This window comes from Streptomyces sp. NPDC030991, from assembly GCF_055571235.1.
Genome location: NZ_JBVIFR010000005.1, coordinates 242194 through 269169 on the forward strand (window position 1 = coordinate 242194; position 26976 = coordinate 269169).

The 26976-nt window shown below is 70.8% G+C and carries 25 protein-coding genes and 1 pseudogene; 12 read left to right on the plus strand and 14 right to left on the minus strand.

What is annotated here, in order from left to right:
- The first annotated feature begins 272 nt into the window (after nt 1-272).
- Entirely contained in the window at nt 273-1907 is a 1635-nt protein-coding gene (gene abc-f / locus ACZ45E_RS12360) for a ribosomal protection-like ABC-F family protein (protein ID WP_468219675.1), read from the plus strand.
- Between the two features lie 126 nt (nt 1908-2033).
- On the opposite strand, the gene ACZ45E_RS12365 is transcribed toward abc-f, so the two are convergent.
- Nucleotides 2034-2609 carry a CGNR zinc finger domain-containing protein gene (locus tag ACZ45E_RS12365; protein WP_468219679.1) on the minus strand — a complete coding sequence of 192 codons (576 nt, stop codon included), beginning with the start codon at nt 2607-2609 and terminating at the stop codon, nt 2034-2036.
- A 192-nt stretch (nt 2610-2801) separates the two neighbouring features.
- Here ACZ45E_RS12365 and ACZ45E_RS12370 point away from each other — a divergent pair.
- Nucleotides 2802-3965: pseudogene (locus tag ACZ45E_RS12370) on the plus strand (epoxide hydrolase family protein); the annotation flags it as partial.
- 273 nt (nt 3966-4238) lie between these two features.
- A complete protein-coding gene (locus ACZ45E_RS12375; protein WP_468219681.1) occupies nt 4239-4781 on the plus strand; it encodes a hypothetical protein in 543 nt (180 codons plus the stop codon).
- A 48-nt stretch (nt 4782-4829) separates the two neighbouring features.
- On the opposite strand, the gene ACZ45E_RS12380 is transcribed toward ACZ45E_RS12375, so the two are convergent.
- A complete protein-coding gene (locus ACZ45E_RS12380; protein WP_468219684.1) occupies nt 4830-5024 on the minus strand; it encodes a hypothetical protein in 195 nt (64 codons plus the stop codon).
- 253 nt (nt 5025-5277) lie between these two features.
- Between ACZ45E_RS12380 and ACZ45E_RS12385 the strand changes: the two genes are divergently transcribed.
- Nucleotides 5278-6015: a dienelactone hydrolase family protein gene (locus tag ACZ45E_RS12385; RefSeq protein ID WP_468220058.1), complete on the plus strand. Its 738-nt coding sequence runs from the start codon at nt 5278-5280 to the stop codon at nt 6013-6015.
- A gap of 108 nt (nt 6016-6123) precedes the next feature.
- Here ACZ45E_RS12385 and ACZ45E_RS12390 read toward each other — a convergent pair whose 3' ends face one another.
- The 7 genes from ACZ45E_RS12390 to ACZ45E_RS12420 form a co-directional block, all read right to left on the minus strand.
- Nucleotides 6124-6672: a CGNR zinc finger domain-containing protein gene (locus tag ACZ45E_RS12390; protein ID WP_468219687.1), complete on the minus strand. Its 549-nt coding sequence runs from the start codon at nt 6670-6672 to the stop codon at nt 6124-6126.
- Nucleotides 6673-6945: 273 nt separating this feature from the next.
- Nucleotides 6946-7599 carry a DUF5825 family protein gene (locus ACZ45E_RS12395; protein ID WP_468219689.1) on the minus strand — a complete coding sequence of 218 codons (654 nt, stop codon included), beginning with the start codon at nt 7597-7599 and terminating at the stop codon, nt 6946-6948.
- Between the two features lie 49 nt (nt 7600-7648).
- Nucleotides 7649-9586, minus strand: a complete 1938-nt coding sequence (locus ACZ45E_RS12400) for a RiPP maturation radical SAM C-methyltransferase (protein WP_468219692.1) — start codon at nt 9584-9586, stop codon at nt 7649-7651.
- A gap of 71 nt (nt 9587-9657) precedes the next feature.
- Nucleotides 9658-9786: a hypothetical protein gene (locus ACZ45E_RS12405; protein ID WP_256359348.1), complete on the minus strand. Its 129-nt coding sequence runs from the start codon at nt 9784-9786 to the stop codon at nt 9658-9660.
- Nucleotides 9787-9805: 19 nt separating this feature from the next.
- Nucleotides 9806-11545: a S9 family peptidase gene (locus tag ACZ45E_RS12410; RefSeq protein ID WP_468220061.1), complete on the minus strand. Its 1740-nt coding sequence runs from the start codon at nt 11543-11545 to the stop codon at nt 9806-9808.
- A 59-nt stretch (nt 11546-11604) separates the two neighbouring features.
- Nucleotides 11605-12792 carry an MFS transporter gene (locus tag ACZ45E_RS12415; RefSeq protein ID WP_468219696.1) on the minus strand — a complete coding sequence of 396 codons (1188 nt, stop codon included), beginning with the start codon at nt 12790-12792 and terminating at the stop codon, nt 11605-11607.
- Nucleotides 12793-13345: 553 nt separating this feature from the next.
- Nucleotides 13346-13960 carry a TetR/AcrR family transcriptional regulator gene (locus tag ACZ45E_RS12420; RefSeq protein ID WP_468219697.1) on the minus strand — a complete coding sequence of 205 codons (615 nt, stop codon included), beginning with the start codon at nt 13958-13960 and terminating at the stop codon, nt 13346-13348.
- A gap of 118 nt (nt 13961-14078) precedes the next feature.
- Here ACZ45E_RS12420 and ACZ45E_RS12425 point away from each other — a divergent pair, with 118 nt between their 5' ends.
- Both ACZ45E_RS12425 and ACZ45E_RS12430 read left to right on the plus strand, forming a co-directional pair.
- Entirely contained in the window at nt 14079-14792 is a 714-nt protein-coding gene (locus ACZ45E_RS12425) for an SDR family oxidoreductase (protein ID WP_468219700.1), read from the plus strand.
- A gap of 249 nt (nt 14793-15041) precedes the next feature.
- Nucleotides 15042-15419 carry a VOC family protein gene (locus ACZ45E_RS12430; RefSeq protein ID WP_468219703.1) on the plus strand — a complete coding sequence of 126 codons (378 nt, stop codon included), beginning with the start codon at nt 15042-15044 and terminating at the stop codon, nt 15417-15419.
- 77 nt (nt 15420-15496) lie between these two features.
- Here the strand turns inward: ACZ45E_RS12430 and ACZ45E_RS12435 are convergent, their stop codons facing one another.
- The 5 genes from ACZ45E_RS12435 to ACZ45E_RS12455 all read right to left on the minus strand — a co-directional run bounded on the left by ACZ45E_RS12435 (nt 15497) and on the right by ACZ45E_RS12455 (nt 20267).
- Nucleotides 15497-16456 carry a helix-turn-helix domain-containing protein gene (locus ACZ45E_RS12435; RefSeq protein WP_468219705.1) on the minus strand — a complete coding sequence of 320 codons (960 nt, stop codon included), beginning with the start codon at nt 16454-16456 and terminating at the stop codon, nt 15497-15499.
- A gap of 206 nt (nt 16457-16662) precedes the next feature.
- Nucleotides 16663-17937 (minus strand): sulfate adenylyltransferase subunit 1, encoded by a 1275-nt coding sequence (locus tag ACZ45E_RS12440; protein WP_468219707.1) that lies wholly within the window; start codon nt 17935-17937, stop codon nt 16663-16665.
- A gap of 2 nt (nt 17938-17939) precedes the next feature.
- The gene (cysD, locus tag ACZ45E_RS12445; RefSeq protein WP_468219709.1) at nt 17940-18875 is read right to left on the minus strand and encodes a sulfate adenylyltransferase subunit CysD; all 936 of its coding nucleotides are present in this window, start codon (nt 18873-18875) and stop codon (nt 17940-17942) included.
- Nucleotides 18872-19477: an adenylyl-sulfate kinase gene (cysC, locus tag ACZ45E_RS12450; protein WP_468219712.1), complete on the minus strand. Its 606-nt coding sequence runs from the start codon at nt 19475-19477 to the stop codon at nt 18872-18874. The genes cysD and cysC overlap by 4 nt, the downstream gene beginning before the upstream one ends.
- Before the next feature lie 52 nt (nt 19478-19529).
- A complete protein-coding gene (locus ACZ45E_RS12455; protein WP_468219713.1) occupies nt 19530-20267 on the minus strand; it encodes a sulfotransferase-like domain-containing protein in 738 nt (245 codons plus the stop codon).
- A 226-nt stretch (nt 20268-20493) separates the two neighbouring features.
- On the opposite strand from ACZ45E_RS12455, the gene ACZ45E_RS12460 reads away from it, so the two are divergent.
- The 6 genes from ACZ45E_RS12460 to ACZ45E_RS12485 are packed head-to-tail and all read left to right on the plus strand — an operon-like array spanning nt 20494 to nt 26935.
- A complete protein-coding gene (locus tag ACZ45E_RS12460; protein WP_468219716.1) occupies nt 20494-21120 on the plus strand; it encodes a hypothetical protein in 627 nt (208 codons plus the stop codon).
- On the plus strand, nt 21117-22172 hold the full coding sequence (locus tag ACZ45E_RS12465; RefSeq protein WP_468219718.1) for a BtrH N-terminal domain-containing protein: 1056 nt from the start codon (nt 21117-21119) through the stop codon (nt 22170-22172). The genes ACZ45E_RS12460 and ACZ45E_RS12465 overlap by 4 nt, the downstream gene beginning before the upstream one ends.
- Entirely contained in the window at nt 22169-23503 is a 1335-nt protein-coding gene (locus tag ACZ45E_RS12470; RefSeq protein WP_468219720.1) for a DegT/DnrJ/EryC1/StrS family aminotransferase, read from the plus strand. The genes ACZ45E_RS12465 and ACZ45E_RS12470 overlap by 4 nt, the downstream gene beginning before the upstream one ends.
- A 35-nt stretch (nt 23504-23538) precedes the next feature.
- Nucleotides 23539-24906, plus strand: a complete 1368-nt coding sequence (locus ACZ45E_RS12475) for an ATP-grasp domain-containing protein (RefSeq protein ID WP_468219723.1) — start codon at nt 23539-23541, stop codon at nt 24904-24906.
- Complete coding sequence (locus ACZ45E_RS12480) at nt 24903-26153, plus strand: MFS transporter (protein ID WP_468219724.1); 1251 nt, start codon at nt 24903-24905, stop codon at nt 26151-26153. Before ACZ45E_RS12475 ends, ACZ45E_RS12480 begins: the two co-directional genes overlap by 4 nt.
- Nucleotides 26150-26935 carry a response regulator transcription factor gene (locus tag ACZ45E_RS12485; protein ID WP_468219727.1) on the plus strand — a complete coding sequence of 262 codons (786 nt, stop codon included), beginning with the start codon at nt 26150-26152 and terminating at the stop codon, nt 26933-26935. The genes ACZ45E_RS12480 and ACZ45E_RS12485 overlap by 4 nt, the downstream gene beginning before the upstream one ends.
- Nucleotides 26936-26976: the final 41 nt, after the last annotated feature.

Sequence of the window (26976 nt, forward strand, 5' to 3'; positions counted from 1 at the left end):
ATAGATCACGTATGGGACCTTGGTCCTGACCGACAAAACAGATTGAGGCGCGTCCTTCGTGGCTGTTACGCTCGGAAGGACATCGACCGTCTATCGAGGAGTCGCTGACATGGCGGGTGAAGACGACATCTCCGGATGAGATCCGGTAGTGACGACCACCGGTCGGCGTACAGAAGCGCCGCTGACGTGGTCCGTCTCGTCGTGCCCCTTTCCCCATGTCTTCCCAGGGCAGAGGTCTGCTCCCCTGCCCTCGCATCGCTCGAGGTCATTCCATGTCCCACGCCTCCGTCGTCTGCTCGAACGTCTCCTTCAGCTGGCCGGACGACACCCCGGTCTTCCACGAGCTGTCCTTCAACGTGGCCCCGGGCCGCACGGGGCTCGTCGCGCCGAACGGCGCCGGCAAGACCACCCTGCTCAGGCTGATCGCCGGCGAGGTCGAGCCGACTACCGGCTCGGTCTCCGTCAGCGGCACCCTCGGTTACCTCCCGCAGAGCCTTCCGCTCACCGGAAACCTCACGGTCGCCGAGGTGCTCGGCGTCGACGCGGTGATCCGCGCCATCGACGCCGTGGAGTCCGGCGACGTCGCCGAGGAGCACTTCACCACCATCGGCGACGACTGGGACATCGAGGAACGCACCCGCGCCCAACTCGACCGCCTGGGCCTGGCCGACCTCACCCTGGACCGCGGCCTCGGCACGCTCAGCGGCGGCCAGGTCGTCTCCCTCGGCCTCGCCGCCCAGCTCCTCAGGCGCCCCGACGTCCTGCTGCTCGACGAGCCCACCAACAATCTCGACCTCGAAGCCCGGCACCGGCTCCACGACGTGCTCTCCGACTTCTCCGGCTGCCTGCTGCTGGTCAGCCACGACCGCGCGCTGCTCGACCGGATGGACCGCATCGCCGAGCTCAGCAGTGACCAACTGCGCCTGTACGGCGGCAACTTCACCGAGTACGAAGAGGTCGTGCGCGCCGAGCAGGAGGTCGCCGAGAAGAACATCCGCAACGCCGAGCAGGACTTCAAACGCGAGAAGCGGGAGCTGCAACAGGCCCGCGAACGCGCCGAGCGCCGCGCGAGCAACGCCGCCAAGAACCTCAAGAACGCCGGCCTGCCCAAGATCTTCGCCGGCACCATGAAGCGCGGCGCCCAGGAGGCCGCCGGCAGGTCCGGCACGATGCACACCTCCCGGGTCAACGAGGCCAAGGCCCGTCTCGACGAGGCAGAACGTGCCCTCCGCGACGACCTGCGGCTGACCCTGGAGCTGCCGGACACCCAGGTGCCCGCCGGACGCAACCTCTTCCTCGGCGAGGGCATGCAGGTCCGACTCGGAGGCAAGGATGTGTTCGCCGCGGGCGGCATCGGCCTGACCGTCCGCGGCCCCGAGCGCATCGCACTGGTCGGGCCGAACGGCGCCGGCAAGACCACCCTCATGCGTCTGATCACTGGTGAACTCGCCCCGGACGGCGGCAAGATCAAGCGCAACGACGGCCGCATCGCCTATCTCTCGCAGCGGCTGGACCTCTTGGACCTGGACCGCACCGTCGCGGAGAACTTCGCCGCGTTCGCCCCCGAACGGCCCGAGTCGGAGCGGATGAACCTGCTCGCCCGCTTCCTCTTCCGGGGCCCGCGAGCGCATCTGCCGGTCGCCGTGCTCTCCGGCGGCGAGCGGCTGCGCGCCACCCTGGCCTGCGTACTGTGCGCCGAACCCGCCCCGCACCTGCTGCTGCTCGACGAGCCCACGAACAACCTCGACCTGGTCAGCGCGGCCCAGCTGGAGAGCGCGCTCAACTCCTACCAGGGCGCCTTCATGGTGGTCAGCCACGACGAGCGGTTCCTCGCCGAGATCGGTGTGAACCGATGGCTGCGACTGGCCGACGGAACGCTCAAGGAGACGGGGGCCCCGGCCGTGTGAGCCACCGGCATGGGGCTAAACGCGGGCCTGGGACCCGCGCCCGGCGGGCGGGCGGGCGGCGGGGCGCGGGTCGCCAGGCGCGCGCGCCTGGCGAATACACGGAACGGGCGCGTGCTCCCCCACCATCTACTGGGCTGAGCCGGGACTTTCGCGCTTGTGGGCGTTGAAGCGGGCCTTCTTCTGACGATTCCCGCACGTATTCATGTCGCACCACTTTCGAGTGCGACTCTGGCTGGTGTCGAAGAAGGCCGCCTGGCAGGTCGGCGAAGCGCACAGGGCCAACTTTCCGTCGCGCTCACCCGCGACGATGCTGATCGCGTCGGCGGCGATGACGCCCAGGGCGTCCTCCACGGAGGAAGCCGAGCCAAGTCGCCATTGCCGATTGCCCTCGGGTGTGAGGACAGCCGCGCCCCTTCCTTGGATGCTGCGGTCATTGATGACCTGGACGGCAGACGCGGGGAGGGGGTCTCGGCGGGCGGCCGCGGTCGCGGCGGCGTGAATCGCCTCCCTCAGTTCCCGGGCACGTTCGAGCTGGGCGGCGGTGCAGGACTCCACGGCAAGGTCACTCACCGCCAGCCAGTCGACGAGGCGGTGCGGCGTCGGAATACGTTCCACGGGGTCGCCGCAGCGCTCCGTCAGGGTCGCCGTGAAGCTGGTCGCCAGCACCTTGCCGAGGCGGAAATCAGGGAACTGAGCGCGCATGGAACCAGCTTAGCCGGTTGTACGCCGACATCGAGTCTGCTAGAACCGTCTTAGCCGGTTCCGACAGACCCCGGGCCGGTCGCCTCGACGACCAGGAGGTCTCATGTCCACACATCGGCGCGTCAACGACACTGCGGCCGCCGTCGATCGTGGCGCTGTCACGACGTCAGCTCGACCCGGCGGGGGCATCGCGTGAACCGGCACACCAGCGACGTACAAGCATTCGAAGCACACGCGACCGACGCCGACCTCGACGACCTGCGCGCGCGGCTGGCCGCGGCAAGGCTGCCGGAGGCCGAGACGGTCCAGTGCGCCGCGCCCGACCCGCGCCGATGGGATCAGGGCGTTCCCCTCGCCGACCTCGTCGATATCGTGAACTACTGGCGCACCGGCTACGACTGGCGGTCGTTCGAAGCGCGCCTCCACCAGATCGGCCAGTTCCGCACGACCATTGACGGTCTGGGGATCCACTTCCTGCACCGCCGGTCCTCGCGCGCGGATGCCACTCCTCTGGTCCTGACGCACGGCTGGCCCGGCAGCATTGCCGAGTTCATCGATGTGGTCGACGAACTGGCGGAGCCGACGAACGCGGACGCGCCGGCGTTCCACGTCGTGGTCCCCTCCCTGCCAGGTTTCGGCTACAGCGACAAGCCGGCCACCACCGGGTGGGGGATCGAGAAGATCGCGGCCGCCTGGGTGAAGCTGATGGTGCGGCTCGGCTACGACAAGTTCGTGGCCCACGGCGGTGACTGGGGAGGTGTGATCACCACGATCCTCGGCGGCAGGTTCCCCGAGCACGTGCTCGGCATCCACACAACGTTCGCGCAGGCACCGCCCGGGTTGTCGACGGACGGGCTGACGGCGACCGAGCGCGCGTGGACCGAGGAGACCCGCGATTTCTGGCTCCGCCGCGCGGGATACGCGAAGCAGCAGGCGACCCGACCGCAGACCATCGGTTACTCGCTCGTCGACTCACCGGTCGGGCTTCTCGCCTGGATCCTCGACAAGTTCGCCGAGTGGACGGATACCGAGGACAGCCCGTTCGAGACGATCTCCAGGGACAGGATTCTCGACAACATCACCCTGTACTGGCTGACACGGACCGGCGCCTCGTCGGCCCGTATCTACTACGAGAGCCACGCCGCGCTCGACCCCGAGCTCCGGGTCGACGTTCCGTCGGCGATCACCATGTATCCCCGCGACATCGAGAAGTATCCACGTGCCTGGGCGCAGGAGCGGTACCGCCGGATCGTCCGATGGAGGTCGCCCGAGACCGGCGGCCACTTCCCGTCGCTGGAGGTTCCCGAGTACTTCGTCAGGGATCTACAAGAGGGCCTCGCGGCAGTGCTGGCCGCCCCGGCCGCAGCCGGTCCTGACGTTCACGTGGCCGACGGCCAGGTGACGGGTCAGGGTGAAGGCCCGGCCGCGCACCTTCCTTGATGTGTCGTGGTCACACGCGCTCCCCCGGCATGCTGTGCCACCTGCTACGAGCTCCTTGAGCAATGACGTTGTCATTTATGGTGCAGGGCACACATGCCGGACGCGCCGCCCGGCGTCGACACTTATCTGCGCCGGGCCTCTGACGTGGGTACGATGCGCAACGTCATCCATACAAGGAGGTGAACGGTTGTGCCCAGTCAGTCAGCCGCCGCGCTCCGGTCGCGGTACGTAGAGCAAGCCGCATCGGACTTGGAGGAGAACCGCCGCCTGCAGCAGGAGCTGACGGAGAGGATCTCGATGTTGAAGCAGGAGGAGGCCCTCCTGAACGACATCATCAGCCTCGCCGAGCGGTACGAGGGTTTGACCGACGCGTCCCGCCTGCCCGAGCAGTCACAGGACGAGCCCGTCGCCGCGAAGTCGAAGCGGACCGCGGCCGGGGCCGCTTCGCGACGTGCGGCACCCAAGAAGCACACATCCGCAGCTGCTCCGGCGAAGGCCGGCGCGGGTGGGAAGCCGCGTCAGGCCCTACTCGGCGACCTGCTCATGAAGCTGCTGGGCAAGCACGACGAGCCGCGGCTGGCGAAGGAGCTGCGGGACGAGCTGTTGAAGAAGCACCCCGACCGCAGTCCCACACCGCAGGTGGTGCGGAACACCCTTGAGTCGCTCGTCGCCAAGGGACGTGTCCAGCGGCACAAGCAGCAGCGTTCCGTCATGTACACCCTGGTGAAGTGAAGCAGGGCGGGGCGCGATCGTGGGCCCACTGGGGTGTGCCGGCCGGCGCTACAGGCCCAGATCGAGGGCCAGGCAGGAGTAGTACTGCCACTGCCCCTCAGGGGTGTACGCGGCGTTGACCTCGGCATCCTGCCGGCTGTCCACGCCCTGGGTGGTGTCCTCGACACGGATGCGCTCGGGGAGCTTCCCGAAGCGCTCGTGCCGTGCTGCCGCCGCGGGGTCGATGGTGACTTCCTGGTTCATGTCCGTCCTCCACTTCGTGGATCGCGTCCGTCCGCCGCCCGGACCGCTTTCAGTCTTCCCATTCATACGTAACCTGTCAAGGCGGTGATTCGCGCGTGCGCGAGAGTGCAGGGTGACGGTGGGCGCGGGGACCGGGGTTTGTGACGGTTCTTGTGAGCCTCGCTGTCCATAGGGGCCCCGCGCTGCTCTGCCAGCAGCAGAACAGCGGCCGGGCCGGGCTCGACGGTCACTACGGTCCAGACTCATGACAACGATTGCGACGATCACGACGCGTACGGTCGAGTATCCGGCCGATGGTCTGACGATGAGCGGGCACCTCGCTCTCCCGGCCGGTGTGGCCCGCCGACCCGCGGTGCTGCTCGGACCGGAGGGCATGGGGCTCAGCGACGTCGAGCGCCGCAGGGCCGATGCGCTCGCCGAACTGGGTTACGTAGCGCTGGCCTTCGACCTTCACGGCGGGCGCTATGTGGGCGACCCCGAGGAGATGCTGGCCCGTTGCCTGCCGCTGCTCGCCGACCCCGACCGGATGCGCGGTATCGGCCACGCGGCGCTCGACGTGTTGCGTACCGAGCCACGGACCGACCCCGACCGGATCGCCGCCATCGGCTACGGCACCGGGGGCGCCATCGCGCTGGAACTCGGGCGCGATGGCGTCGACCTGCGCGCGATCGGGACAGTCAACGCGACTACCACGGGCCGACCGGGTGAGGCGGCGCACATCCGTTGCCCGGTGTGGGCCGGGGTCGGATCGGAAGACCCGATCATGGCGCCCGCGCAACGGAACGCGTTCACCGCTGAGATGCAGGCCGCGGGCATCGACTGGCGCCTCACGGTCTACGGCGGCGCCCTGCACGCCTTCCATCACCCACCGGTCGACCACCCCACGGTTCCTGGTGTCGGCTACCACCCACAGCACGCGCAGCGCGCCTGGCGCGACGTCGTCGACCTGCTCGCCGAGTGCCTGCCCGTGACGGAGGACCCGGGGGTATGACCCAGGCCGGAATCGATGCCGGATCTACTGCGACGGATCGTCTACCGTCAGCCAGTTCGCCCCTGCGGCCGCTGTCGCCGCCCCGGAAACCGGCCGTCAGGACCGGGATCAGCTCTGGCCGCTGTGCTGGCGGGCCCGGTAGGTGGCGGCCTTGACCCGGTTGCCGCAGGTCCTCATGGCGCACCACTCACGGCGGTGGCCGCGCGAGCGGTCGAGGTAGGTCTGGGTGCATTCGGGGCGGGCGCACTCGCGCAGCAGGTCCCCGTCCTCGCCGCCGAGGATCTCGACCGCCTCACGGGCGAGGGCGGCGAGTCCTTGCGCGACCGAGCCGGTGCGGGTCGTGCCGTCGGGTCCGAGCCGCAGCGTCACGGGCATGCCGGACGCGTGCAGGTTCAGCTCGGCGACCGCTTCCGTGGGCAGCCGATCGCCGTCCAGGCGTGCCGCGACGAGGGTGTAGACGGCTTCCCGCAGGTCCACGGCGATGGCGAGGTCCACCTCGCTCGCGCCGGGCGCCAGGTCGAGCACGCCGGATTCGACGAACCAGTCGTCGAGCAGCTCGGGGGTGGCGAGCTTCTCCGTCGGCAGCTCGTTGCGCCGCGCACGCAGCGTGCCCACGAAGTCGAGAGGGAGCGTCCCACAGGGAAAGGCATGATTCACGTAACCATGCTGAACGGTGAGTGGCCGGAATGCAACCCTGGACCCGATCCGCCGGGTCGCGCCCAGGCCGCGTCAGGGGGCGATGTCCGAGCGCGGCATCCCCGCCTCCTACCGCCGGTCGTCGCGGGGCGGGAGCACGTGATCACGCCCCGCGCGGGCGTCCGGCACACCTGGTGCACCTGACTGGAGGTGGAGATACATATGAACGCGCAGTTGCGGGAGTTCATGCGACCATCTGCTGACGGCTCATCAGCCCACCGGCTCATCCGGTAGCTAGATCGCGATCGACTGCTGAAGCCACCGGCTGACGCGATACGGCAGCCACCACGCGTACGAGCCCACTTCCAGGACGAGTTGTTCGGTGCGGAAGTCGTCGAGGATCGCTTGCGGGACCGTGGTGGAGGGGGTCCCGTAATCCAGGAGGTCGATCGCCGTGGCGTACTCGGGTTCGTCGGCGGTGAAGCGGCGCAGTTCTCCCCAGCGCCGGTCGCGGATCTGGATGAAACCGGGGCCTTTGCGCCACAGGCACTTGCACAGGTAGTGGCCGCGCTGCCAGGTGCGCAGCGCCGTCTCCGCGTCGGCGGGGCCGAAGAGCGCGGTGGGCGGCTGGAGGTGGCTGAGCATGCGCCGGGTCTCCTCCGCGTCCGGGGCCAGCCGTAGCTCCCACTCCACCATGATCGCCCGCGCGGTCAGGTCCCGTACGAGGGAGAGGCCGTGCAGGGCGGCGGCCGGGTCCGCGGCGACGGTGAGGTCGACGGGGGCGGGCAGGCGTACCCGGCGCACGCCCAGCTCCCACAGGCGCGCGGCCTGGCCGCGGGCCGGTCCGGGCAGCGGTACCTCGCCCAGCGACATGCCGGGGAGTTCGCACGCGGCGGGATCGTAGTCGCGCCAGGCGAGGAGCGTCGGCGCGGCGAGAGTGGCGGTCATCGAGGGGGCTCCTCCGGGTCGAGCATGCGGGGCGGCGGGACGTTCGGGGTCAGGCTGGCTCGGGTACGGCGGCGACGTCCTGCGGGACGGTCGCGGCGTCGGTGTCCGCGGCGTGGATGTGGCGCATGAAGTCCAGGCGCAGCAGGTCTTCGTTGACCGCTGCCGGGGCGATGTGGACGTACTGGCCCGCGTCGGCGAAGACGATGCCCAGAGCGAGCCAGGAGTCGAGGAGTTGTTGGACCGCGTCTTCGTCGCGGGCGGCGGCGGAGTCGTCGGCGGCGGCCTTGCGGGTGAGTGCCTGGACGCTGTGGGGCTGGTCCAGGAGGCGGAAGACGGTCAGCTCGAAGGGGTCGGTCAGCACCATGGCGCGCCAGGCGAAGGCGCGGCGGCGGCTGACCAGGACGATGCGGTCACCGTGGTCGTCGTGGGTGAGGCGGGCGTCGGTGTGGTGCTTCTTCCAGTCGGCGAGGGCCGCGTTGAGGGCGCCGACGGTCGGTTCGCCGATGCCGCGGGCGGGCGCCTCGAAGACGTACGCCATGCCGTACAGCTCTTCCTCGGGCAGGTCGTAGGTGAAGCGGTAGTGGGTCTCGGGCCGCAGGCCGGTGAAGCCGAGTTCGGGGCGCTCGAAGTAGGGGCTGAAGCGTTCGATGGCGATGCGGGCGGACAGGTCGACCGGCGGGTCGAGGTGTTCCAGGGCGGGGATCTGGGCGATGACCGGGTCGTAGTCCTCGGCGCTCTCGCCGGGGAAGCCGTGCAGGTAGTTCCAGGCGACGGAGAGGCCGGTCTCGGCGCCGTCACGCAGCATCCGTACGTTCTGGCAGCCGCTGACGCCCTTGTCCATCAGGTCCAGGACCCGGCTGTTGAGGCTCTCTATGCCGGGCTGGACGTAGATCAGTCCGGCTTCGGCGAGGGTCCGCAGCTGGCTGCGCTTCATGTTGGCCTTGATCTCGATGTGCAGGCGCAGGTCGTAGCCGCTTTCGATGATGCGGGGCAGCACTGTGGTGAGGTAGCGCATGTCGAGGATGTTGTCGACGACATACATGTCGAGGACCCGGTGGCGGCGGGCCAGTTCCATGATCTCTTCGTAGAAGGTGTCCGGGCTCTTCGAACGGAACTCCATGAACGAGCCGTTGAGCCCGCAGAACGTGCAGTGGTGCTTCTCGCCCCACCAGCAGCCGCGCGCGCCCTCGACCACCAGTTTCGGCTCCACCCAGTTGCGGGCCACCGAGGCGGCGAGGCGCTCGAAGTAGCCGCTGTAGTCGGGGGGAAGGATCGCGGCGGGCGGCAGTGGCCGGGTGGCCATGGCGTTGGCGATGCTCTTTCCGGCGGCGTCGCGGTGGCAGAGACCGGGGACGTCGTCCAGCGGGGTCCTCTCCGTGAGCGCGGTGAGCAGGGCGGGGAACGCGGCCTCGCCCTCACCGCGGACGACGTGATCGACGAAGGCGAAGTTGCGGTGCACAGTGACGCCTTGTTCGCCGTCGCAGTTGGCACCGCCCAGGACGGTCACGACGTGCGGGGCGAGTTCCTTCACACGGCGGGCCGCGGCGAGCGCGGCGGTGTTCTGCTGGAAGGTGGAGGTGAAGCCGACGACGTCGGGGGCGCTCGCCACGATCTGCTGGGCGATCTCCTCGACGAACTCGGGTACGACGCGGTGCAGTTCGCGTGTCATCTTCATGCGCGCGGACTTGAGCTTGCCGCTCATCGTGCGGGTGAACTCCTCGTCGCGCCAGGCCGGATCGTCGTACAGGGCGGAGGAGAAGACCCAGTCGCCGCAGCCCATGAAGTACGAGGACAGGGCGTAGTACTCGTAGTCGTCACCGGTGAACTCGGTGCGCTCGGTGATCCAGTCGGTGAACATGAGGTTGGCGTGCAGCACTTCGGCGGTGGCTCCGGGGACGTGCTCGTCCACGCTCCGTTTGAGGATGCCGAGGGCAAGGGACGGCAGGTCGATGGGCGACCAGGGCATGTTGACCAGCAGTACGCGCATGGGCGCTCTCTCCTGACGGTGGTGGGGAGGGCCGGCCGGCCCCGGGGCGCCCCGAGGCCGGCCGGGTGGGATCAGTCCTCGACGGTGTCGTCGCCGTCCTCGGCGTTACGGAACGGGACGGTGACGGTGATGCCGACGCTCGGCTTCCGGTTCGTCTCGTCCTCCGCCAGCGGGTCGTTGTGTATGACGTCCTTCTGCATGGGCGTTCCTCTCTCGGTTTCACCGTGTGACGGTGTCGTGCGCCGGCCCCTCTCCGGTCGGTGAGGGGGGTCTGTGTGGGGTGGTGCGGGCGGTGCCGCGGAGCTCTCTTGCGAGGAAGAGCACCGCGCGGCGCAGTACGGTCACGTGGTCGCCGCCGTCGTAGCCGTCGTGCCCGGAGTCGAGCCACAGGGACTCGTGCCGGGCGCCGGCCTCGTGCAGGGCGGCGAGGTAGGAACGGACCTGTGCCGGGGGGCATTTGGCGTCGTGCGCGGCGGCGACCACCAGGAGCGGGTCGCGTACGCGGTCGGCGTACCGGATCGGGGAGCTGTGCGCGTAGGCCGCGGGGACCTGGTCGGGGGTGCCGCCGAACAGTCGCTCGTCCAGGGCGCGCAGGGCGGGCGTCGTGGAGGTGTGCGCGGCGGCGTAGTCGGCGACGGGTTTCACGGCGACTCCGGCCCGCCAGAGCCCTGGCCGGGTGCCGAGGGCGAGCAGGACGAGGTAACCGCCCCAGGAGGTGCCCCACAGGCCGGTGGCGTCCGGGCGGATCAGGCGTCGCCCGGTGAGGTCGGCGTGCACGGCGGCCAGGTCGCCGACCTGGGTGTGGCCGACGCCGTCCCGGTAGGCGTCCTGCCAGTGGGGGCCGTAGCCGGTGGAGCCGCGGTAGTTGACGCGGGCCACGGCGAAGCCGGAGGCGACCAGGGAGTGCACCGTGCCGTCGTAGGCGTCCCGGTCGTGGTCGGCGGGGCCGCCGTGCACCAGGAACACCGCGGGGTGGGGGCCACGTCCGCCGTCGGGGAGGCTGAGCAACGTGTGGATCGGGCCGTCGGGGCCGGGTGTGTGGATGTCGTGCAGGGTGCCGGGGACCTTGTCGTCGACGGTGCCGAGCGGGGGCAGCGGTGTGCCGGCCGTGGAGGTCATGCGCGGCGGGTGGGTGGTGTCGGTCCAGAGGGTGTGCAGGTCGCCGTCCGGGCGGGGCGCCGCGTCGAGCAGGGCGCCGGGCGGGGTGGGTACGTGTTCGAGGGTGCGGCGGGCGAAGTCGGCCCGGTGGAGCAGGGAGCGGCCGTGGCGGTCCTGGCGGATCAGTGCGGAGCGGCCGTCGGGGTACCAGCGGGCGGTGAACTGGGTGTCCAGGGCGGACCAGCCGTGGGTGACGGTGCCGTCGGCCGCGCTCCAGGTGGCAAGCAGGTAGCGGTCCTCGCGCCGGCGGGCGAGCAGCAGGGTGGCGTGTGGTGCGGCGGGGCTGAAACCGAGGGCCCACAGCCTGCCGTGCGGTCCGTCGCCGGGCAGGGTCGCGATGTGGGTGCCGTCGGGGGTGAGGAGGGTGACGGCGTCAGCGGCGTCCGCGGTACGGGCGAGGGCCAGCAGGTCGCCGGAGGGGCTGAGCCCGGCGAGGGACGCGGGGCCGGCCACGCGCGTCACCTCGCGGCCGGGGCCGCCGCGCGGACCGATGCGGAACGTGGTGTGGTCACCGCGTCCGATGCCGAGGGCCGCGGTGGCGGTGGTGGTGACGGCGAGGCCGCGGGCGGTCCCGTCGGGCACGCCGGTCAGGCCGGGCCGGTCGGGACCGCCGGTGAAGGACTGGAAGCGCCAGTGCCCCACACCCCGGGCGTCCTCGGCGAACCACCACACCTGCGCGTCCGCGTCGATCGCGCCGTGCAGGGTGCCGCTGGGCCGGTCGGTGACCCGGCGGGCGGAGCGGGTGGCGGCGTCCCAGGTGAAGACCTCGCAGCGGCCGTCGGCGTCGGCGGTGAAGACCATCCGGCGCGGATCGGTGGCGCACACGTCGGGGAGTGCGGCGCGGTAGACCTGGAAGCGGCTCACGCGGCGGCCGCCGTGAGGGCGGTGGCGCGCCGGGCGGTGTGCACGGCGAGCAGAGCGAGCAGGGCGGCGCAGCCCAGGGCGGGTGCGGCGGCGTTCAGCCGCTCCGCGGAGAGGCCGGCCAGGACCGGGGCGAGTGCGGCGGCGCCGCCCGAGGCCGCGGCGAGGACCGCGCCGACCCGGGCCTGCAACGCCGGTTCCGTCACGAGCAGGACGCGGGCCTGAAGGACGACCGCGGGCAGGGGCACAAGGAGGCTGATCAGGCCGAGCAGTGCGCCATACGTCCACGGTCCGTCGGCGGTGGCGAGAGCGGCGGTGAGCGGGACCAGCAGCCAGGTCACCGTGACGAGGATCCGGGCGGCGCCGAGCCGGGCCGCGATCTTGGGCGCGGCGAGCGACCCGGTCAGCCCCGCGGCGCCGCAGACGGCGAGGACGAGGCCGAGCGGCAGCGCTCCGGTGCCGGAACGTTCCAGCGCGAACAGGACGGCGTAGTAGAGCGCCACGGCCACGCCGTTGACCAGCGCGATCCACACCAGTACCAGGCGCAGCAGTGGCACCCGTCGTACCAGTCGCAGCCCGGCCGCGGCCTCGCGCAGCAGCCCGTCGCCGGGAGAGGCCGCGGACGCCTTCAGGTCGGTGCGCATCGCCCGTACGCAGAGGGCGGAGACGGCATAGGAGAGGGCGTCGGCCGCGAACGGCAGTGCGCGGCTGAGCTGGTAGGCGGCGCCGCCGAGCGCGGGGCCCAGGATGAGCGCGCCCTGGTCGGCGGCGGCGAGCCGGCCGATGGCGCGGGGCTGTTCGACGGGCGGGCAGACCAGGGCGACCGTGCCCCGCGACGCGGCGTCGTGGCAGGCGGTGGCGAACCGCTCGACCAGGACGGCACCGAGGAGATGCGGGAGCGTGAGCCGCCCGAGGACGAGCGCCAGGACGATGGATCCCGTGGCGAGCGCCGCGACGACCGCGGACCAGAACATGATCGTCTTGCGGGCGCCACGGTCGGCGGGGACCGCGGCGACCGTACCGAGCAGCAGACCGGCGGCGAGCGAGACCCCCGCGACGAGCCCGGCGGTCTGCGGGGAGTGACCGAGACCGAGGAGCAGCAGCGGGAGGACGGCTCCGGATGCCTGGGTCCCGAGCGCGTCAGCGGCGTTGGCCCACCAGAAGAGGCGGAAATCGCGGGTCGACACCTGCCCCGGAGGGGTGGGAACGCCCCCGGAGGAAGTCGAACCGGAATGAATGCGACGGCCCCGGAACAGCCGGGGCCGCGATAACTCACCGCCGTGGTCCGGCGTCTCCGCCTGCGTAAATGACTCCACGCACTTTCCTCACATAGATGAAGTAGCTGTGAAGACCTGTGTAGAACGTGAAACGAGCGGGATCGTAGCCAGAGCGCCGAGCGGGCTACAAGGTGGCAGTGCGCCTGGCCGAAAAGTGCGGTGGAGCGCGGTGGAGCGGGCGCGGCGGGCGGCGTCCGCGGTCACCCTCGGGTGCGGGACGGTTTTCGACCCGACTGGCGGGGCTGGTGGGGTTCGAGGGACCCATGTGGTTCGAGCGGCGACGGGTCGGACGTGTTATTGGTCGGCCTCCGGGGGTGCCCGTGCGCGGCCGAGCCGTCGACCTGTGAACCCGGCGGAACCGATGCCGACCCCGCGGTCGGTGAGGATGGCCAATTCCCGTCGCTGGGGCCGGTGGTGTGTCGTCACCACGGTTGCCCGCACTGAAGGCGGCCGGTACGGGTGATCAGCCGCGCACTGCAGCCAGGCACGCGTCGTACAAGTCCAGGATGTCGCCCTTGCCGTCGTTGTCGACCCATGTCATCGATGCGGCATCCAGGCAGGCGAGCGCCGTCGCGACCACCGCGCGGGCCCTCGGGTCCGGAGCTCCGTCAGCAGACGCATCCTCCATACGCGCCGTGATGAGCGGCAGCAGGTCCTCCTGGAACCGCAGCCGCTTTTCGAGCCAACCGGCACGCAGCGAGGCGGTGTTGTGCAGGAGCCGGAACCGCGCCAGGGCCTGCTCCTGGCTGTCGTGCAGGGCCAGTACGGCGGCGACTCCCGCGCGCAGGGCCTCCCAGACACCGGCCTCGGCGGGCTGTCCCCCGACCGTCTCCCTCAGGACGTGCCCGAACTGGGCCTGGTCGCCCCCGAGAAGCTCTTCCTTGGTGCCGAAATAGCGGAAGAGGGTGCGCTGGGAGACGCCGGACTCCCGGGCGATCTGGGCGATGGTCGTCTCGTCGTAACCCTGCTCGGTGAACAGACGCAGGGCCGTATCGAGGATCTCCCGGGAGGCCAGCCGCCGCGTCCGGTCCCACAGCGTGGCCGGTGCGCCTTCCGCTGCCCTGTTTCCCTGCTTCATGCCCTCAGGGTAGCCCGGCGATGTCAGGTCGACAGTTACACGCACCTTGGCAGTCACTGCCAAGTAGGCATACGCTGCCATCCCGTGCCTCACCCAGGCACACATCAAGGAGGACACCGTGTCCGTACCCACAGCTCTGATCACCGGCGGCACCAGCGGCATCGGGAAGGCGACCGCCGTGCTGCTCCACTCCCGTGGCTATCGCGTGATGGTCACCGGCCTGGAGAACGCCGCCGATGCCGGGCTGCCCGAGGACGTCATGGCCATCCGGGCCGACGCACGGTCCCTGCCCGACCTCGACCACATGATCGACCAGGCACGCGGACACCTCGGCTCCCTCGACCTGCTCTTCCTCAATGCGGGCGTCTCCCGTCCCGGCCCGATCGAGTCGACCGACGAAGCCGGCTTCGACGCCTTGTTCGACATCAACGTGAAGGGCACCTTCTTCACCCTGCAAAAGGCGCTTCCTCTCCTCGGCGACGGCGCCTCGGTCGTGATCACCGTGGGTGCCGCCGAAGGGGTCGGAGCCGCCATGACAGCCGCCAAGGGCGCCCTGTTGCCCCTCATGCGCTCCCTCGCCCTCGAACTCGCCCCCCGCCGCATCCGCGTCAATGCCGTCAGCCCAGGGCTGATCGACACACCGGCCTACAGCAAGCTGGGTGTCTCCCGGGACATGCTCGACTCCTGGGCCCGGGACGTCCCGCTCGGCCGAGTCGGCACCCCCACCGACGTCGCCGAAGCCGTGGCCTTCCTCGCCTCGGACGCCGCCGGCTACATCACCGGCGACGACCTCACCGTCGCCGGGGGCACCGGCGTCCACGCCCGCCCCTGATGAGCGGTTCCGCCCGCGGCGGCACTACCGCTGCCGGTGAGCGACCTCTTCCGGCCGCCCGCTCGTTCGCGTAGGGTCGTCGACGTGATCACCGGACCGGCGCGAAGCCACACACGGAACGGCTATCCGGTGGTGGGCTGACGGCCCCCCGGGGGCTCCGGCACCCCGTCCCTCCGGCGCGCGGCCCTCCCCTCGCCCTCGCACCCCGTGCATTCCCACCGAGTGTCGAGCCACCGCGAGGTCAACCACATGCCCGTTTCGTTCAATCACACCATCATCGCCGCCAGGGACCGCGAGGTCTCCGCCCGGTTCTTCCGCGACCTGCTGGAACTGGACGCAGCGCCCTCCTGGGGGCCGTTCACCAACATCCAGCTCCATGACGGCACCCTGCTGCAGTTCGCCGAACCCCCCGTGGACCACATCCAGATGCAGCACTACGCGTTGCTGCTCGACGACGACCTGTTCGAACGCGCCTACCAACGGCTCGTCGAGGGCGGCGTCGACCACTGGGCGGATCCGCAGATGAAGCGGCCCGGCGAGACGAACACCGAACACGGCGGCCGCGGCGTCTACTTCAAGGACCCCGCCGGTCACGCCATCGAACTCATCACCCGCCCCTACCTGTAAGCACAGGTACGCAGCCCGGCCGGGCGGACGCACAGTCGCGTCCGGCCGGGGTTCCGGGGCGGTGCCCACTGCGGTGCCTAGTGTCCTGAGTCAGGACACTGGGCGGCGCGGTCATTTCGCAGGGCCTGGATGAGCCAGGGGTAGACCGGGATCAGGTTCGGTACCGGCTGCCAGCCGTTGACGATCCACACCAGCCGCCAGTACCGGTCCACCCCGGGGTCGTGCGCCTCCTCGAACTGCCGCGCCATCCACTCCCGGAATTCTGTGTCAGGGGTGCGCGCGAACACCTCGGCGAAGCGGTGCACGAGGTCGTCGATGACGGGTGCGGCCCTGTCGCTGTGCGGGTCGATGCCCGACTGCCTGGCCTCGGCCACTTTCTGGCGGGTGAACTCCATCAGCTCCTCGCCGGCGTCGCGCTCGATGTCGAGCGGGCGCCCGGCGGCCTGGCGTACGGCCGCCCGGCGCATCCGGGCGCGGAATTCCTCGTCGCCGACCAGCTCGGCGAGCTCCACCCAGGCGGCGACCTGCTCGCCGGTCGGGGCATCGGGGAGGTCGGGGGTGGCAGCGCGAACCATGGCCACTGCGGCCGGGTCGGCGTCCACTGTGCCGAAGGTGCCCTCCACGAACTCGTCGATCAGACGTCGACGTTCCTCGCCGGACAACTGCGTGAGCCTGTGCATGAGTGTGGTCTCCTCGGAACTGGACCCGCGGCTGGCCACGACTCGCAGAACGCTCCGGCGCAGCAGCAGCGTCCGGATCTGGACGTCCAGGGCATCGGCGTGCTTGGCGGCGACTTCCGCCACCGAGAGCTCACGGTCCAGTACCCGCTGGATCGTGGGCAGATCCATGCCCAACTCCCGCAGTGTGCGCAGGAGTTCCAGACGAAGCAGTGCGTCGAGGTCGTAGAGCCGGTAGCCGGCGGGACTACGGGTGGTCGGCGCTACCACCCCCGCATCGGAGTAGAACCGGATGTTCCTCACGGACAAGCCGGTCCGCCGGGAGAGCTCCCCGATCGAGTAGAGGGTCGTCACGTCCATGTCCCCCACTCTGCTGTCTCCAGTCACTGGAGACTCAAGTCCATTCTCCGGCCGGGCCCCGACCGGGACATCCTCGGCCATCCAGCTGCTCGGTCCCGGCCGCTCCCCCACGGGAAAGCCCCGCGGGCCCCACCCGAACGGCCGGTGTCACGGGCCGAGTCGGGGCGGACCGCGGGGCATACCCGGCGGAGTCCCAAGGTTTTCGGTCAGGCGCCGATACCTCCCGCGATGCCGGCGGCGAGCGTGTTGCCGTCGGCGGGGTCGATCAGCAGGAAGGAGCCCGTCCCGGGGCAGTCGGCGTAGCCGTCGAGGGGCAGCGGCTCCGCCGTGCGGACCACCAGGGAGCCGATGTCGTTCGCGACCAGTTCGTCCTCGACCCGGTGCTGCGCCAGATCGTGCAGCGTCAGGCGGGAGCGGATCTCGCGGACCACGGCGCGCACCGTGCGGGTCGTGTGCCTGATCAGGACCCGGTCGCCCGCCCGCAGCGGCCGGTCCGCCACATGGCAGACCGTCGCCTCGAACTCCCTTACCAGGGACGGCACATCGTCGCTCGGCGCGATGACGTCCCCGCGCGCCACGTCCACGTCGTCGGCCAGACTCACCGACACCGACTGCGGTGCCCACGCCGCGTCGACCGGTGTGCCCAGCAGGTCGATGCCCGCGACGGTGCTGGTGCGTCCGGCCGGCAGCACGGTCACCGGATCGCCGACCCGCAGGACGCCGGAGGCGATCTTGCCCGCGTACGCCCGGTGGTCGCGGTGCGCGCCGGTCTGCGGCCGGATGACGTACTGGACCGGGAGCCGGGCCACGTCGCCCTCCGGGTCCGGGGCGGTCGGCACCGTCTCCAGGTGTTCCAGGACGGTGGGCCCGGCGTACCAGTCCATGTGGGCGGAGGGTTCCACGACGTTGTCGCCGGCGAGTGCGGAAATGGGGATCGCCGTGATCTCCGAAAGGCCCAACTCGCCCGCGTAGGCGGTGAACTCCTTGGCGATGCGTGCGAACACCTCTTCCTCGTAGTCGACGAGGTCCATCTTGTTGACCGCGAGGACGACGTGCGGGACGCGCAGGAGCGCGGCGATGGCGGCATGCCTGCGGGTCTGCTCGACGACACCGTTGCGGGCGTCGACGAGGATGACGGTGAGTTCGGCGGTGGAGGCGCCGGTGACCATGTTGCGGGTGTACTGCACGTGGCCCGGGGTGTCCGCGAGGATGAAGCGGCGCCGGTGCGTGGCGAAGTAGCGGTAGGCGACGTCGATGGTGATGCCCTGCTCGCGCTCGGCGCGCAGGCCGTCGGTGAGGAGGGCCAGGTCCGGGGTGCCGGTGCGGGAGATCGACTCCAGCTGGTCGGAGAGGACGGACTTGGAGTCGTGCAGGAGGCGGCCCACGAGGGTGGACTTGCCGTCGTCGACCGAGCCGGCCGTGGCGAACCGCAGCAGGGTCGTGGTCGGGGTGTGCACGCTCTGGTCGGCAAAGGTTGTCATGGTTAGAAGTACCCTTCGCGTTTGCGGTCTTCCATCGCGGCCTCGGACATCTTGTCGTCGGCGCGGGTCGCCCCGCGCTCGGTGAGGCGGGACGCGGCGATCTCGGTGATGACCTTCTCGATGGTCGTCGCGTCCGAGTCGACGGCGCCGGTGCAGGACATGTCACCGACCGTGCGGTAGCGGATCAGGCGCGTCTCGACCGCCTCGCTCTCCGTGGGGCCGCCCCACTCGCCGGCCGTCAGCCACATGCCGTTGCGGCTGAACACCGGTCGCTCGTGGGCGTAGTAGATCTGCGGCAGGTCGATGTTCTCGCGGGCGATGTACTGCCACACGTCCAGCTCGGTCCAGTTGGAGAGCGGGAAGACCCGGACGTGTTCGCCGGGTGCGTGGCGGCCGTTGTAGAGCTGCCACAGCTCGGGGCGCTGACGCCGCGGGTCCCACTGGGAGAACTCGTCGCGCAGCGAGAACACCCGCTCCTTGGCGCGGGCCTTCTCCTCGTCGCGGCGCCCGCCGCCGAACACCGCGTCAAATTTCTCGCTCTGGATCTTCTCCGTGAGCGGCACTGTCTGGAGCGGGTTGCGGGTGCCGTCGGGGCGTTCGCGCAGCACCCCGCGGTCGATGTACTCCTGCACGGACGCGACATGCAGCCGCAGGCCGTGCTCGGCCACGACGCGGTCGCGGTACTCCAGGACCTCGGGGAAGTTGTGCCCGGTGTCGACGTGCAGCAGCGAGAAGGGGATCGCGGCCGGGGCGAACGCCTTCCGCGCCAGGTGCAGCATCACGATCGAGTCCTTGCCGCCGGAGAAGAGGATCACCGGCCGCTCGAACTCGCCCGCCACCTCGCGGAAGATGTGCACCGCCTCCGACTCCAGCGCGTCCAGATGGCTCAGGGCATAGGGACTCTCGGTGGTCCCGCTGTGCAGAGCGACCGCTGTCATGCCGCCTCTCCTTCCGTCGTCGACCGCCGCGCCAGGCCCTGGTCCCGCAGCATGCGGTGCACCGCGGAGACGGACTCGTGGACGGTCTGTGTGTTCGCTTCGATGCGCAGGTCGGGCGCGTCGGGCACCTCGTACGGGGCGTCGACGCCCGTGAGGCCGGATATCTCCCCCGCCGACTGCCGGGCGTACAGGCCCTTCACGTCCCGTACGGAACAGACGTCGACCGGTGTCGCGACATGTACCTCCAGGAACGGTGTTCCCTCGGCCTCGTGGCGGTCGCGCACCGCCGCGCGGCTCTCCGCGTACGGGGCGATCGCCGGTACCAGCGCCAGCACGCCGTTGCGGGCGAGGAGTTCGGCCACGTATCCGATGCGCTGCACGTTCGTGTGCCGGTCCTCGCGGCTGAAGCCGAGGCCCGCCGAGAGGAAGGCGCGGATCTCGTCGCCGTCCAGGACCTCCACCGCGTGGTGGTCCTCGCGCAGTCGCCGGGCGAGGGCGCGCGCGATCGTCGTCTTGCCTGCGCTCGGCAGCCCGGTGAGCCACACCGTGGCGCCGCCCGCTCTGTTCACCCTGGTCCTCGGTCGTGCCGGGCTCATGGGCATGGGAGTCGGCTCCTTGTCTCGCTGGGGCAGGACGGTCACTGTTCCCGGCCGGTCAGGCGGCCCGGGTGGGTACGTTCAGCCGGTGCGCCCGCAGTTCCTCGTAGTAGGGAAGGTGGAAGGCGAGGAACTCCGCGAGCCGCGGGTCGTTGTCGGGGCCGCGGGTGTAGGCGGAGCCCGTGTCGGCGAAGCCCTGGGAGCGGCTCGTCGACTCGTGCCACACCTTCGTGCCGACCCACTCGCTGCGCATCTCCGGGCGCCAGGTGAGCGCGGATTCGACGAAGGGGATGCCGGCGCGGTCGCAGTAGGCGCGCACGGTCGCCTCCGGGTCGGCCACGAGATCGTCGGAGTCGACGACGACCGGGCGCCCGCCCGTCGCCTGCCGCACCGCGTCGTAGATCTCGGCGAGCCGGGAGAAGCCGATCTCCTCCCGCGTCACCTCCGGGTTGATCGCGCAGTGCGACGCGATGGCCTCGCTGGGGTGGCGAATGATGAAGGTGTGGGTCGCCTCCTTCAGGAAGGCGGTGTCCGCGAGCAGGCCCGGGTAGGCGAAGTCGGTGGTGTCCTTGAAGAACACCGGGCCCTTCTCGGCGCGTTCGCGGATGGCTTCGATCAGCTCCGTCTCGCTGCGCACGGTGCGGCCGTCCACCGACGTCTCGCCGAAGTTCATCACGTGCGAGAAGGGCTCGTGCAGGATCGTGTGGTCGCCGCGCTGCGACATCATTTTCAGGAACGCGGTCGACCTCGAACGCGGTGCGCTCCACAGAGCCAGAATGTGCGGAGTAGATGACACGGGATCTCCATTCACTGGAATCGGAAAACGGGTCAACGCCTTGAAAGATACCCATTGTCGAGGGCCGGAAAATGAGCGGCCGGCCATCTCATCAAGGTGATTACACGCGGTTTGCCGCCGTCATCCTCAGTGCGATGGACGCGCCTCGAATCAACGTGAACGCGATGCCCGATATCCGTCCTGTGCCGATGTACGCGAGGCGGTCACGGCGCCTAACGTCAGGGAGATGAAGCATGCAGCGAAGCAGCGAGAAGCGGACACCGGCGCTCTCGGCTCACCGCGTTTCCGGGCGGTGGACCTCACCGAGCATCTGAACAACAGGGCCGTCACCACGGAATCCCAGAAGGGGGACGGAAGGCTCAACGTCTGGCGCAACACCATTCCGTCGCAGCATTTTCCCGAAGCCGGATCACAGGTGGAGGTCGACGGAATTCCCTACCGAACGGCAGCGGAATCCGCGTACGACAACGTGCGCTGCGCGGGACAGCTCGTGACGGTTCCCGAAGGCCGGTACGACTGGATCCGGCTGCTGGTCACCGGCGAGCGGCGGGCGGAGACCGAGATCGCCGTCCACTTCGCCGACGGCCAGATCGACTTCGAGGCGCTGCGGGTCTCCGACTTCTGGCACGCTCCGCCCCGGTTCGGCGAGAGCGTCGCGTACCGCACGCCTGTCATGCACTACCCCCACCACGTGCAGGAGCGGGTGCACGCCGGGGTCTTCAGCACCCGTGTGCCGGTCTCCCGCCAGGCACCCGTGCACGCCCTGCGGCTGCCGCGGCACGTGGGCGTCCACGTGTTCGCGCTGACGTTGCAGCACACCCCGGACGACCTGACGAGGAGGAGCACCTCATGACCACGGTGACCGCGGCGGCGCGGCTGAGCGGCGACATCCGTCTCTGGTACCGGGACACCATCAGCTGCCTGCAAGGCACGTTCGCGACGGCGCTCCTGCGCGCCGGCCACGATCCGCTCCAGGCGCTGGGGCTGCACTGGGAGTTCCGGTACCAGCCGGAGCGGGTCACGAGCGAGGAGTTCTCCTTCCCGTGCCCGCCCGGCGCCGATCTGGCCACGGCCCTGATGCCGCACCATCCGGTCCGCTCGCGGTGGCACCGGGCGTCCGACGCGGGGGACGGGGTGGAGGAGCTGCTCGCGGAGCTGTCCCAGGACCGTACGGTGATCGCCGCCGTCGACAACTTCCACCTGCCGTTCCGGCCCGCCTATCAGGATGTGCACGCCGCGCATCTGCTGGTCGTGTCCGGTATCGACCGGGAGAACGGCACGGTGACCGTCGCGGACGCCATGCCGCCGGAGTTCCACGGGGCGATCCCGCTGACCGCGTTCCTAAACGCCTGGACGTCCGGCAACCCTAGCGACGAGCAGGACGCGTTCTTCAGCTCCACCCGCATCGAGCGGCGCTACCTCACCGTCGAGGTCGGCGCGCCCTTCCCCGAACTGGGCCCGGAACTCCTGAGGTCGGCCATCGACCACAGCCTCGACCTGTTCCGGGCGCCGTCGCCCGACGCGCACGGCGATCACGTCGGTCTGCGCGGGCTGCGCCACTTCCTCGGCGACCTGGTCGAGCGTGCCCGTACCGGACGCGCCGGGGCGCTCCAGCACGCGTACCCGTTCGGTTGGGGCATGCAGGCGCAGGCCGGCCTGCACGGAGAGCTGCTGCGCACCTGGGACCGCGCCACCGGGCGGCCCGCCCTGGCGGAGGCGGGCCGCCGGATGGAGGCCGTCGCCCACGCCTGGTCCGGCGTCCGCGTCACCGCCGCCCACGCCACCGCCCATGCCCCGTACGACGCCCCGGCGGTCGCCGCCGATCTGGGCGGCCACGCCCACGCCCTCGAAGCCGCGTACACGACGGCGGTCGAGGCCCTCACGCAGGCGAAGGAGACGCTGTGACAGTGAACGTCGCCCCTACGAAGCGGTCCCGGGACGCCCTCGCGGTGTTCGGCGGTGCCCCGGCCGTGCCCCGGCGGTTGCGCTCTCTCGAGTGGCCCGTCATCACCGACGCCGACCGTCAGGCGGTGCTGTCCACCCTGGACGGCGGGCCGTTGGTGTCGAACGTGAACGGCGAGAGCCCGGTGAGCCGCCTGGAGCAGAGCTGGGCCGCGCGCTGCGGCGTCGACCACTGCGTGGGCACGTCGAACGGGACCACCGCACTGACCACCGCCCTCGCCGCCCTCGACATCGGGCCGGGCGACGAGGTCATCGTCCCCGCGCTGAGCTTCATCGCCAGCGGACTGGCCCCCCTGCACCAGATGGCGGTCCCGGTCTTCGCCGACATCGACCCCGTCACCTTCACGCTCGACCCGGAGTCGGTGCGCTCCCTGATCGGCCCGCGGACGGCGGCGATCCTCCCGGTCCACCTGCACGGACACCCCGCGCCCATGGACGACCTGATGGCGCTGGCCCGCCGGCACCGGCTCGCGGTCGTCGAGGACGCCGCCCAGGCGCACGGCGCGCTGTACCGGGGGCGCCCCGTGGGCTCCCTGGGCGACGCGGGAGCCTTCAGTCTCCAGGTCACCAAGAACCTGCCGACGTGCGGCGAGGGCGGTCTGCTGGTCACCGGCGACGCCGAACTGGCCCGCAAGGCGCGGCTGATCCGGCAGTTCGGCGAGGTGATCGACGCGGGGAAGGAGCGTGACTACGTCTCCTACCGGCTGGGCTGGAACAGCAAACTCAGCTCGGTGCAGGCCGCGTTCACCCTCTCCCAGCTCGACCGGTTCGACGCTTACGAGGCGTCCCGCGAGGAGCAGGTGACGCGCTTCCTGGGGCGGCTGGCCGGACTGCCCGGGCTCACGGTGCCGACGGTGGCCGAGGGCAGCACGCACGCCTGGCACATCCTGCGCTTCCGCCTCGACCCCGCCGCGGCGGGCCTGGACGGCATCACCGCCGGGGCGCTGCGGGCCGCGCTGCACCGGCTGCTGCGCGCGGAGGGCGTGCCCATGTCCCGGTACCAGCTGATGCCGCTCAGCGATCAGAAGGTCTTCGCCGACCGCGTGGGCTTCGGCCGCGGCCAGCCGTGGGCCGCGGCGGGCGACGACGGCCCGGCGCGAGCGGTGCCGGCCCCGGTCACGCGGCAGGTGATCGACGACTCGCTGACCTTGCAGAAGCGCCATCTGAACCCCGGCGCGGGCGCGGCGCTCGACGCGTACGCCGACGGTTTCGAGAAGGTGTGGAACAACCTGGACGACGTCCTACGCCTCGCACGTGGCTACTCGAACGAGTAGTCGATCCGGTCGGTGGCCGAATCTAGCGTGGACGTATGGATGATGCCATCGAAACACAGCCGATAAGCAGCTCACTGTCGCTCGACGAGAAGCACACCCCCGACCGTGCCGCCCCCGCGCCGTCCCGCGGGGGCGCACCCGTCCCCACGACTGTCGTCATCGTCGACCCCGTCTCGACCGGCGCTCATCTCGCCCCCGTCTTCCATGCGCAGGGCTGGCGGACCGTAGCGGTCCACAGCAGCGATCCCCTCCCCCCGGTGTACGCCAAGAACTTCCGCCCCGAGGACTTCACGGAAGTCGTCGTGCACCACGGCGACGTGGCCGAGACGACACGTCAAGTGGCCTCGTACGGGCCCCGGTTCGTCGTCGCCGGCGCCGAGCCCGGGGTGGAGCTCACGGACGCGCTCGCGGAGCGGCTCGGCCTGTCGGGGAACGGGGTCGCCACGTCGCCCGCGCGCCGCGACAAGTACGCGATGGTCGAGCGGATCCGCCGGGCCGGGCTCGACCACGCGGCGAGCCTCGTCACCGCCGACGCCGGCGAACTGGTGGCCTGGGCCGAGCGGGGCGGCCACTGGCCGCTGGTCGTCAAGCCGGTCGACAGCGTCGGTTCCGACAGCGTGACCTTCTGCGCCGACGCCGCCGAGGCCCGCGCCGCGTTCACCCGCATCCACGGGGCGGTCAACCACCTGGGCCTGCGCAACGAGGTGGTCCTCGCGCAGGAACTCCTCACCGGCCAGCAGTACTTCGTGAACAGTGTCAGCCGGGCGGGCCGGCACTACATCAACGAGATCTGGAAGGACGTGCGCACCCACGTCGACGGCGCCCTGGTCTACGACTGGGAGGAGCTCGTCCCCGGCGAGGGCCCCGAACAGCAGGCGCTGCGGGAGTACTTGACACAGGTTCTCGACGCCCTCGGCATCCGCAACGGCCCCGCGCACAGCGAGGTCATGTTCACCGCGCGCGGCCCGGTCCTCATCGAGTGCGGCGCCCGTATCCAGGGCGCCGACGACCCCGAGCTGCACCGTACGGCGACCGGGACGAGCCAGGTCGATCTCACGGTGCGGGCCTGCGTCGACCCGGACTCCTTCGACCGGCTGCCCGGGCAGGTCTACCGCTTCGACCGGCGACTGCGCGTGGTGTCGCTGATCGCCCCGTACGACGGCGAACTGGCGGCAGGACCGGCCCTCGACGAGGTGGCCTCGCTGCCGACGCTGGTCGGCTCGGTGCGCGGGCTGCACGCGGGGACCCCGGTGCGCAAGACGGTCGACCTGTTCTCCTCGCCCGACCACCTCGCCCTGCTGGACGCCGACCCGGCCGCGGTCGAACGCGACTACGCGACGATCCGCCGCCTCGAACAGGAGGGCCTGTACCGGCCCGCGACCGACGGGCGGTCCGTGCGATGAGCGACTCCGGCACGCGGCGGCTGACCCCGCTGCACAAACTGGTCTTCGGGCAGAGCCTCATCGGCATCGCCTACTGGGCGCTGCTCATCGTCATCGAGTCCAAGGCGACCTTCACGCTGCGCGAGGACGCCGCGTACATGGCGGCGATCGCGGTGGCGTGGGGCGGCCCCTCGGTCCTGCTGAGCCATCCGGTCGGCCGGATCATCGACGCCGTCGGGCCCCGCACGGTCGGGGTCGTCGCGAGCGGCGCGGCCGTCCTGACCACGCTTGCCATGATCGTGACGGACACGGCGCCGCTGCTGTGGGCGGTCACGCTCGCCTCCGGTGTGGCCCGCGCGTTCGCCCAGCCGGCCGCCGACGCCATGCCGAGCTGGCTGCCCGGGCGCGTCGAGCACGTCACCTCCAGCATCTGGATGGGGTTCGCGACGAGCCTGCCGTTCATCGCGGGGCCCACGACGGCAGCGGTGTGCATCGCTTTGTGGGGCACCGTCAGCGCGTTCGGCGTGATCGCGGGGATCTCCCTCCTCGGCGGCCTCGTCTTCGTCACCCTGGGCGCCACCGTCCGCCCCGCGTCCGAGGGCACGGGGAGCAGGATCGGGATGCGCGCCCTCATGACGTCCTTCGCCGTCGCGGCCGCCCTGGTGCTGACGCTGGTCACGTCGCTCGCGAACGGGGCGTTCCGTCCCCTGGAGCCCCTGTACGTGCGCGAGGTCCTGGACCGTCCCGCGAGCACCTTCGCCACCATCGAGGTGATCTTCGGGATCGGGCTGCTCGGGGCGACGGTCTTCATGCTGCGCTGGAAACATCTGCTGGACCACGCCTACTTCCTGCCGGTCTCGGTGGTGCTGATCGCCTGCGGCGAAGCGGTCTACATCGGCACCGACCAGGTGTCCGTCGCCTTCGCCGGAGTCTTCGTGTGGGGCGTCGCGGTCGGTCTCTTCGGTCCGGCGTGCCGCGTTGCCCTGCTGCGCGGTGTCGCCTCCGAGCACCACGGCCGGGCCATGGCGCTGTGGCGGGCGATGCAGGCGACCGGCTCGCTGGTGGCTCCGGCGGCGTCCGGCCTGATCGCGGCCGTCGTCGGGATCCAGGCCATCCTCCTCACCGTGGCCGTTCTCGTGGGAGCCGGCGGGGCCGTGGTGTGGACCCTCGTCGGACTGCGCACGCGGCGCGCCGCGCCACCGGCGCCCGCGCCGGAGGGCACGCGGGTCCGGATGGCCACCGCCGAGCCGTCGCGGAACCGGACGTGACGGCGGGCGAGGCGGCCGCGTGGACCGAGGCCGGGCCCACGTACGACTCCGCCGAGACGACGGCCCCCGGCGCGCGGCGTCCGCAGACGTTCCGTGTCCTCATCTGCGACCAGCTCCCCCTCATGCGGGACGGCTTGCGCACCATGCTCTCCGCGACCTCGGACATCGCCGTCACCGGCACCGCCGACGACCGCGGCGCGACGCTCGACGCGGTGGACCGCACCGGACCCGACGTCGTCCTCGTCGGTCTGCCCGAGCCGGCCGAGTCGGTCGACCTGGTGCACCGGGTGCTCGGCGCGGCACGCCGCAAGGACCGCACCCCGCCCTCGTTCGTCGTGCTCTACAACGAGTGCAGCGGCCAGGACATGGCCCAGTTCATCGCGGCGGACGTGCGCGGGCTGATCCGGCGTGACGCCACCCGCTGCGAGGTGATCGACGCCATCCACCGTGTCGTGCGCGGCCAGACGGCGTTCAGCCCGGAGATCGTCGACCGGCTGCGCACCTGGTTCCTGCGCAAGGGGACCATCGCCGCCGAGGAGACGAGCGCGGCGACCGACGCGCTGACGCAGCGCGAGCGGGAGATCCTCGTGCTCATCGGCGGGGGCAGTTCACCGGAGGACATCGCCCGGTCGCTGTTCATCGGACTGACCACCGTGCGCACCCACATCTACCGGATCCGGCACAAGCTCAGTCTCAAGGACCGTGCCCAACTCGTCGCCTACGCCTACCGCACGGGTCTGGTGGAGCGGCTCGCCCCGGTCCCCCGGCCTCTGGCCACCTAGAGAACACGGAGCCGTACCCAGGCCCTTTCCGGCGATCCGCT

What these genes read in the sequence shown, in the direction of transcription:
- abc-f (WP_468219675.1), top strand. Translation starts at nt 273, where the DNA reads ATGTCCCACGCCTCCGTCGTCTGCTCGAACGTCTCCTTCAGCTGGCCG.
- ACZ45E_RS12365 (WP_468219679.1), bottom strand. Translation starts at nt 2,609, where the DNA reads ATGCGCGCTCAGTTCCCTGATTTCCGCCTCGGCAAGGTGCTGGCGACC.
- ACZ45E_RS12380 (WP_468219684.1), bottom strand. Translation starts at nt 5,024, where the DNA reads ATGAACCAGGAAGTCACCATCGACCCCGCGGCGGCAGCACGGCACGAG.
- ACZ45E_RS12395 (WP_468219689.1), bottom strand. Translation starts at nt 7,599, where the DNA reads ATGACCGCCACTCTCGCCGCGCCGACGCTCCTCGCCTGGCGCGACTAC.
- ACZ45E_RS12400 (WP_468219692.1), bottom strand. Translation starts at nt 9,586, where the DNA reads ATGCGCGTACTGCTGGTCAACATGCCCTGGTCGCCCATCGACCTGCCG.
- ACZ45E_RS12405 (WP_256359348.1), bottom strand. Translation starts at nt 9,786, where the DNA reads ATGCAGAAGGACGTCATACACAACGACCCGCTGGCGGAGGACGAGACG.
- ACZ45E_RS12410 (WP_468220061.1), bottom strand. Translation starts at nt 11,545, where the DNA reads ATGGTCTTCACCGCCGACGCCGACGGCCGCTGCGAGGTCTTCACCTGG.
- ACZ45E_RS12420 (WP_468219697.1), bottom strand. Translation starts at nt 13,960, where the DNA reads ATGAAGCAGGGAAACAGGGCAGCGGAAGGCGCACCGGCCACGCTGTGG.
- ACZ45E_RS12430 (WP_468219703.1), top strand. Translation starts at nt 15,042, where the DNA reads ATGCCCGTTTCGTTCAATCACACCATCATCGCCGCCAGGGACCGCGAG.
- ACZ45E_RS12435 (WP_468219705.1), bottom strand. Translation starts at nt 16,456, where the DNA reads ATGGACGTGACGACCCTCTACTCGATCGGGGAGCTCTCCCGGCGGACC.
- ACZ45E_RS12440 (WP_468219707.1), bottom strand. Translation starts at nt 17,937, where the DNA reads ATGACAACCTTTGCCGACCAGAGCGTGCACACCCCGACCACGACCCTG.
- cysD (WP_468219709.1), bottom strand. Translation starts at nt 18,875, where the DNA reads ATGACAGCGGTCGCTCTGCACAGCGGGACCACCGAGAGTCCCTATGCC.
- cysC (WP_468219712.1), bottom strand. Translation starts at nt 19,477, where the DNA reads ATGCCCATGAGCCCGGCACGACCGAGGACCAGGGTGAACAGAGCGGGC.
- ACZ45E_RS12460 (WP_468219716.1), top strand. Translation starts at nt 20,494, where the DNA reads ATGAAGCATGCAGCGAAGCAGCGAGAAGCGGACACCGGCGCTCTCGGC.
- ACZ45E_RS12465 (WP_468219718.1), top strand. Translation starts at nt 21,117, where the DNA reads ATGACCACGGTGACCGCGGCGGCGCGGCTGAGCGGCGACATCCGTCTC.
- ACZ45E_RS12475 (WP_468219723.1), top strand. Translation starts at nt 23,539, where the DNA reads ATGGATGATGCCATCGAAACACAGCCGATAAGCAGCTCACTGTCGCTC.
- ACZ45E_RS12480 (WP_468219724.1), top strand. Translation starts at nt 24,903, where the DNA reads ATGAGCGACTCCGGCACGCGGCGGCTGACCCCGCTGCACAAACTGGTC.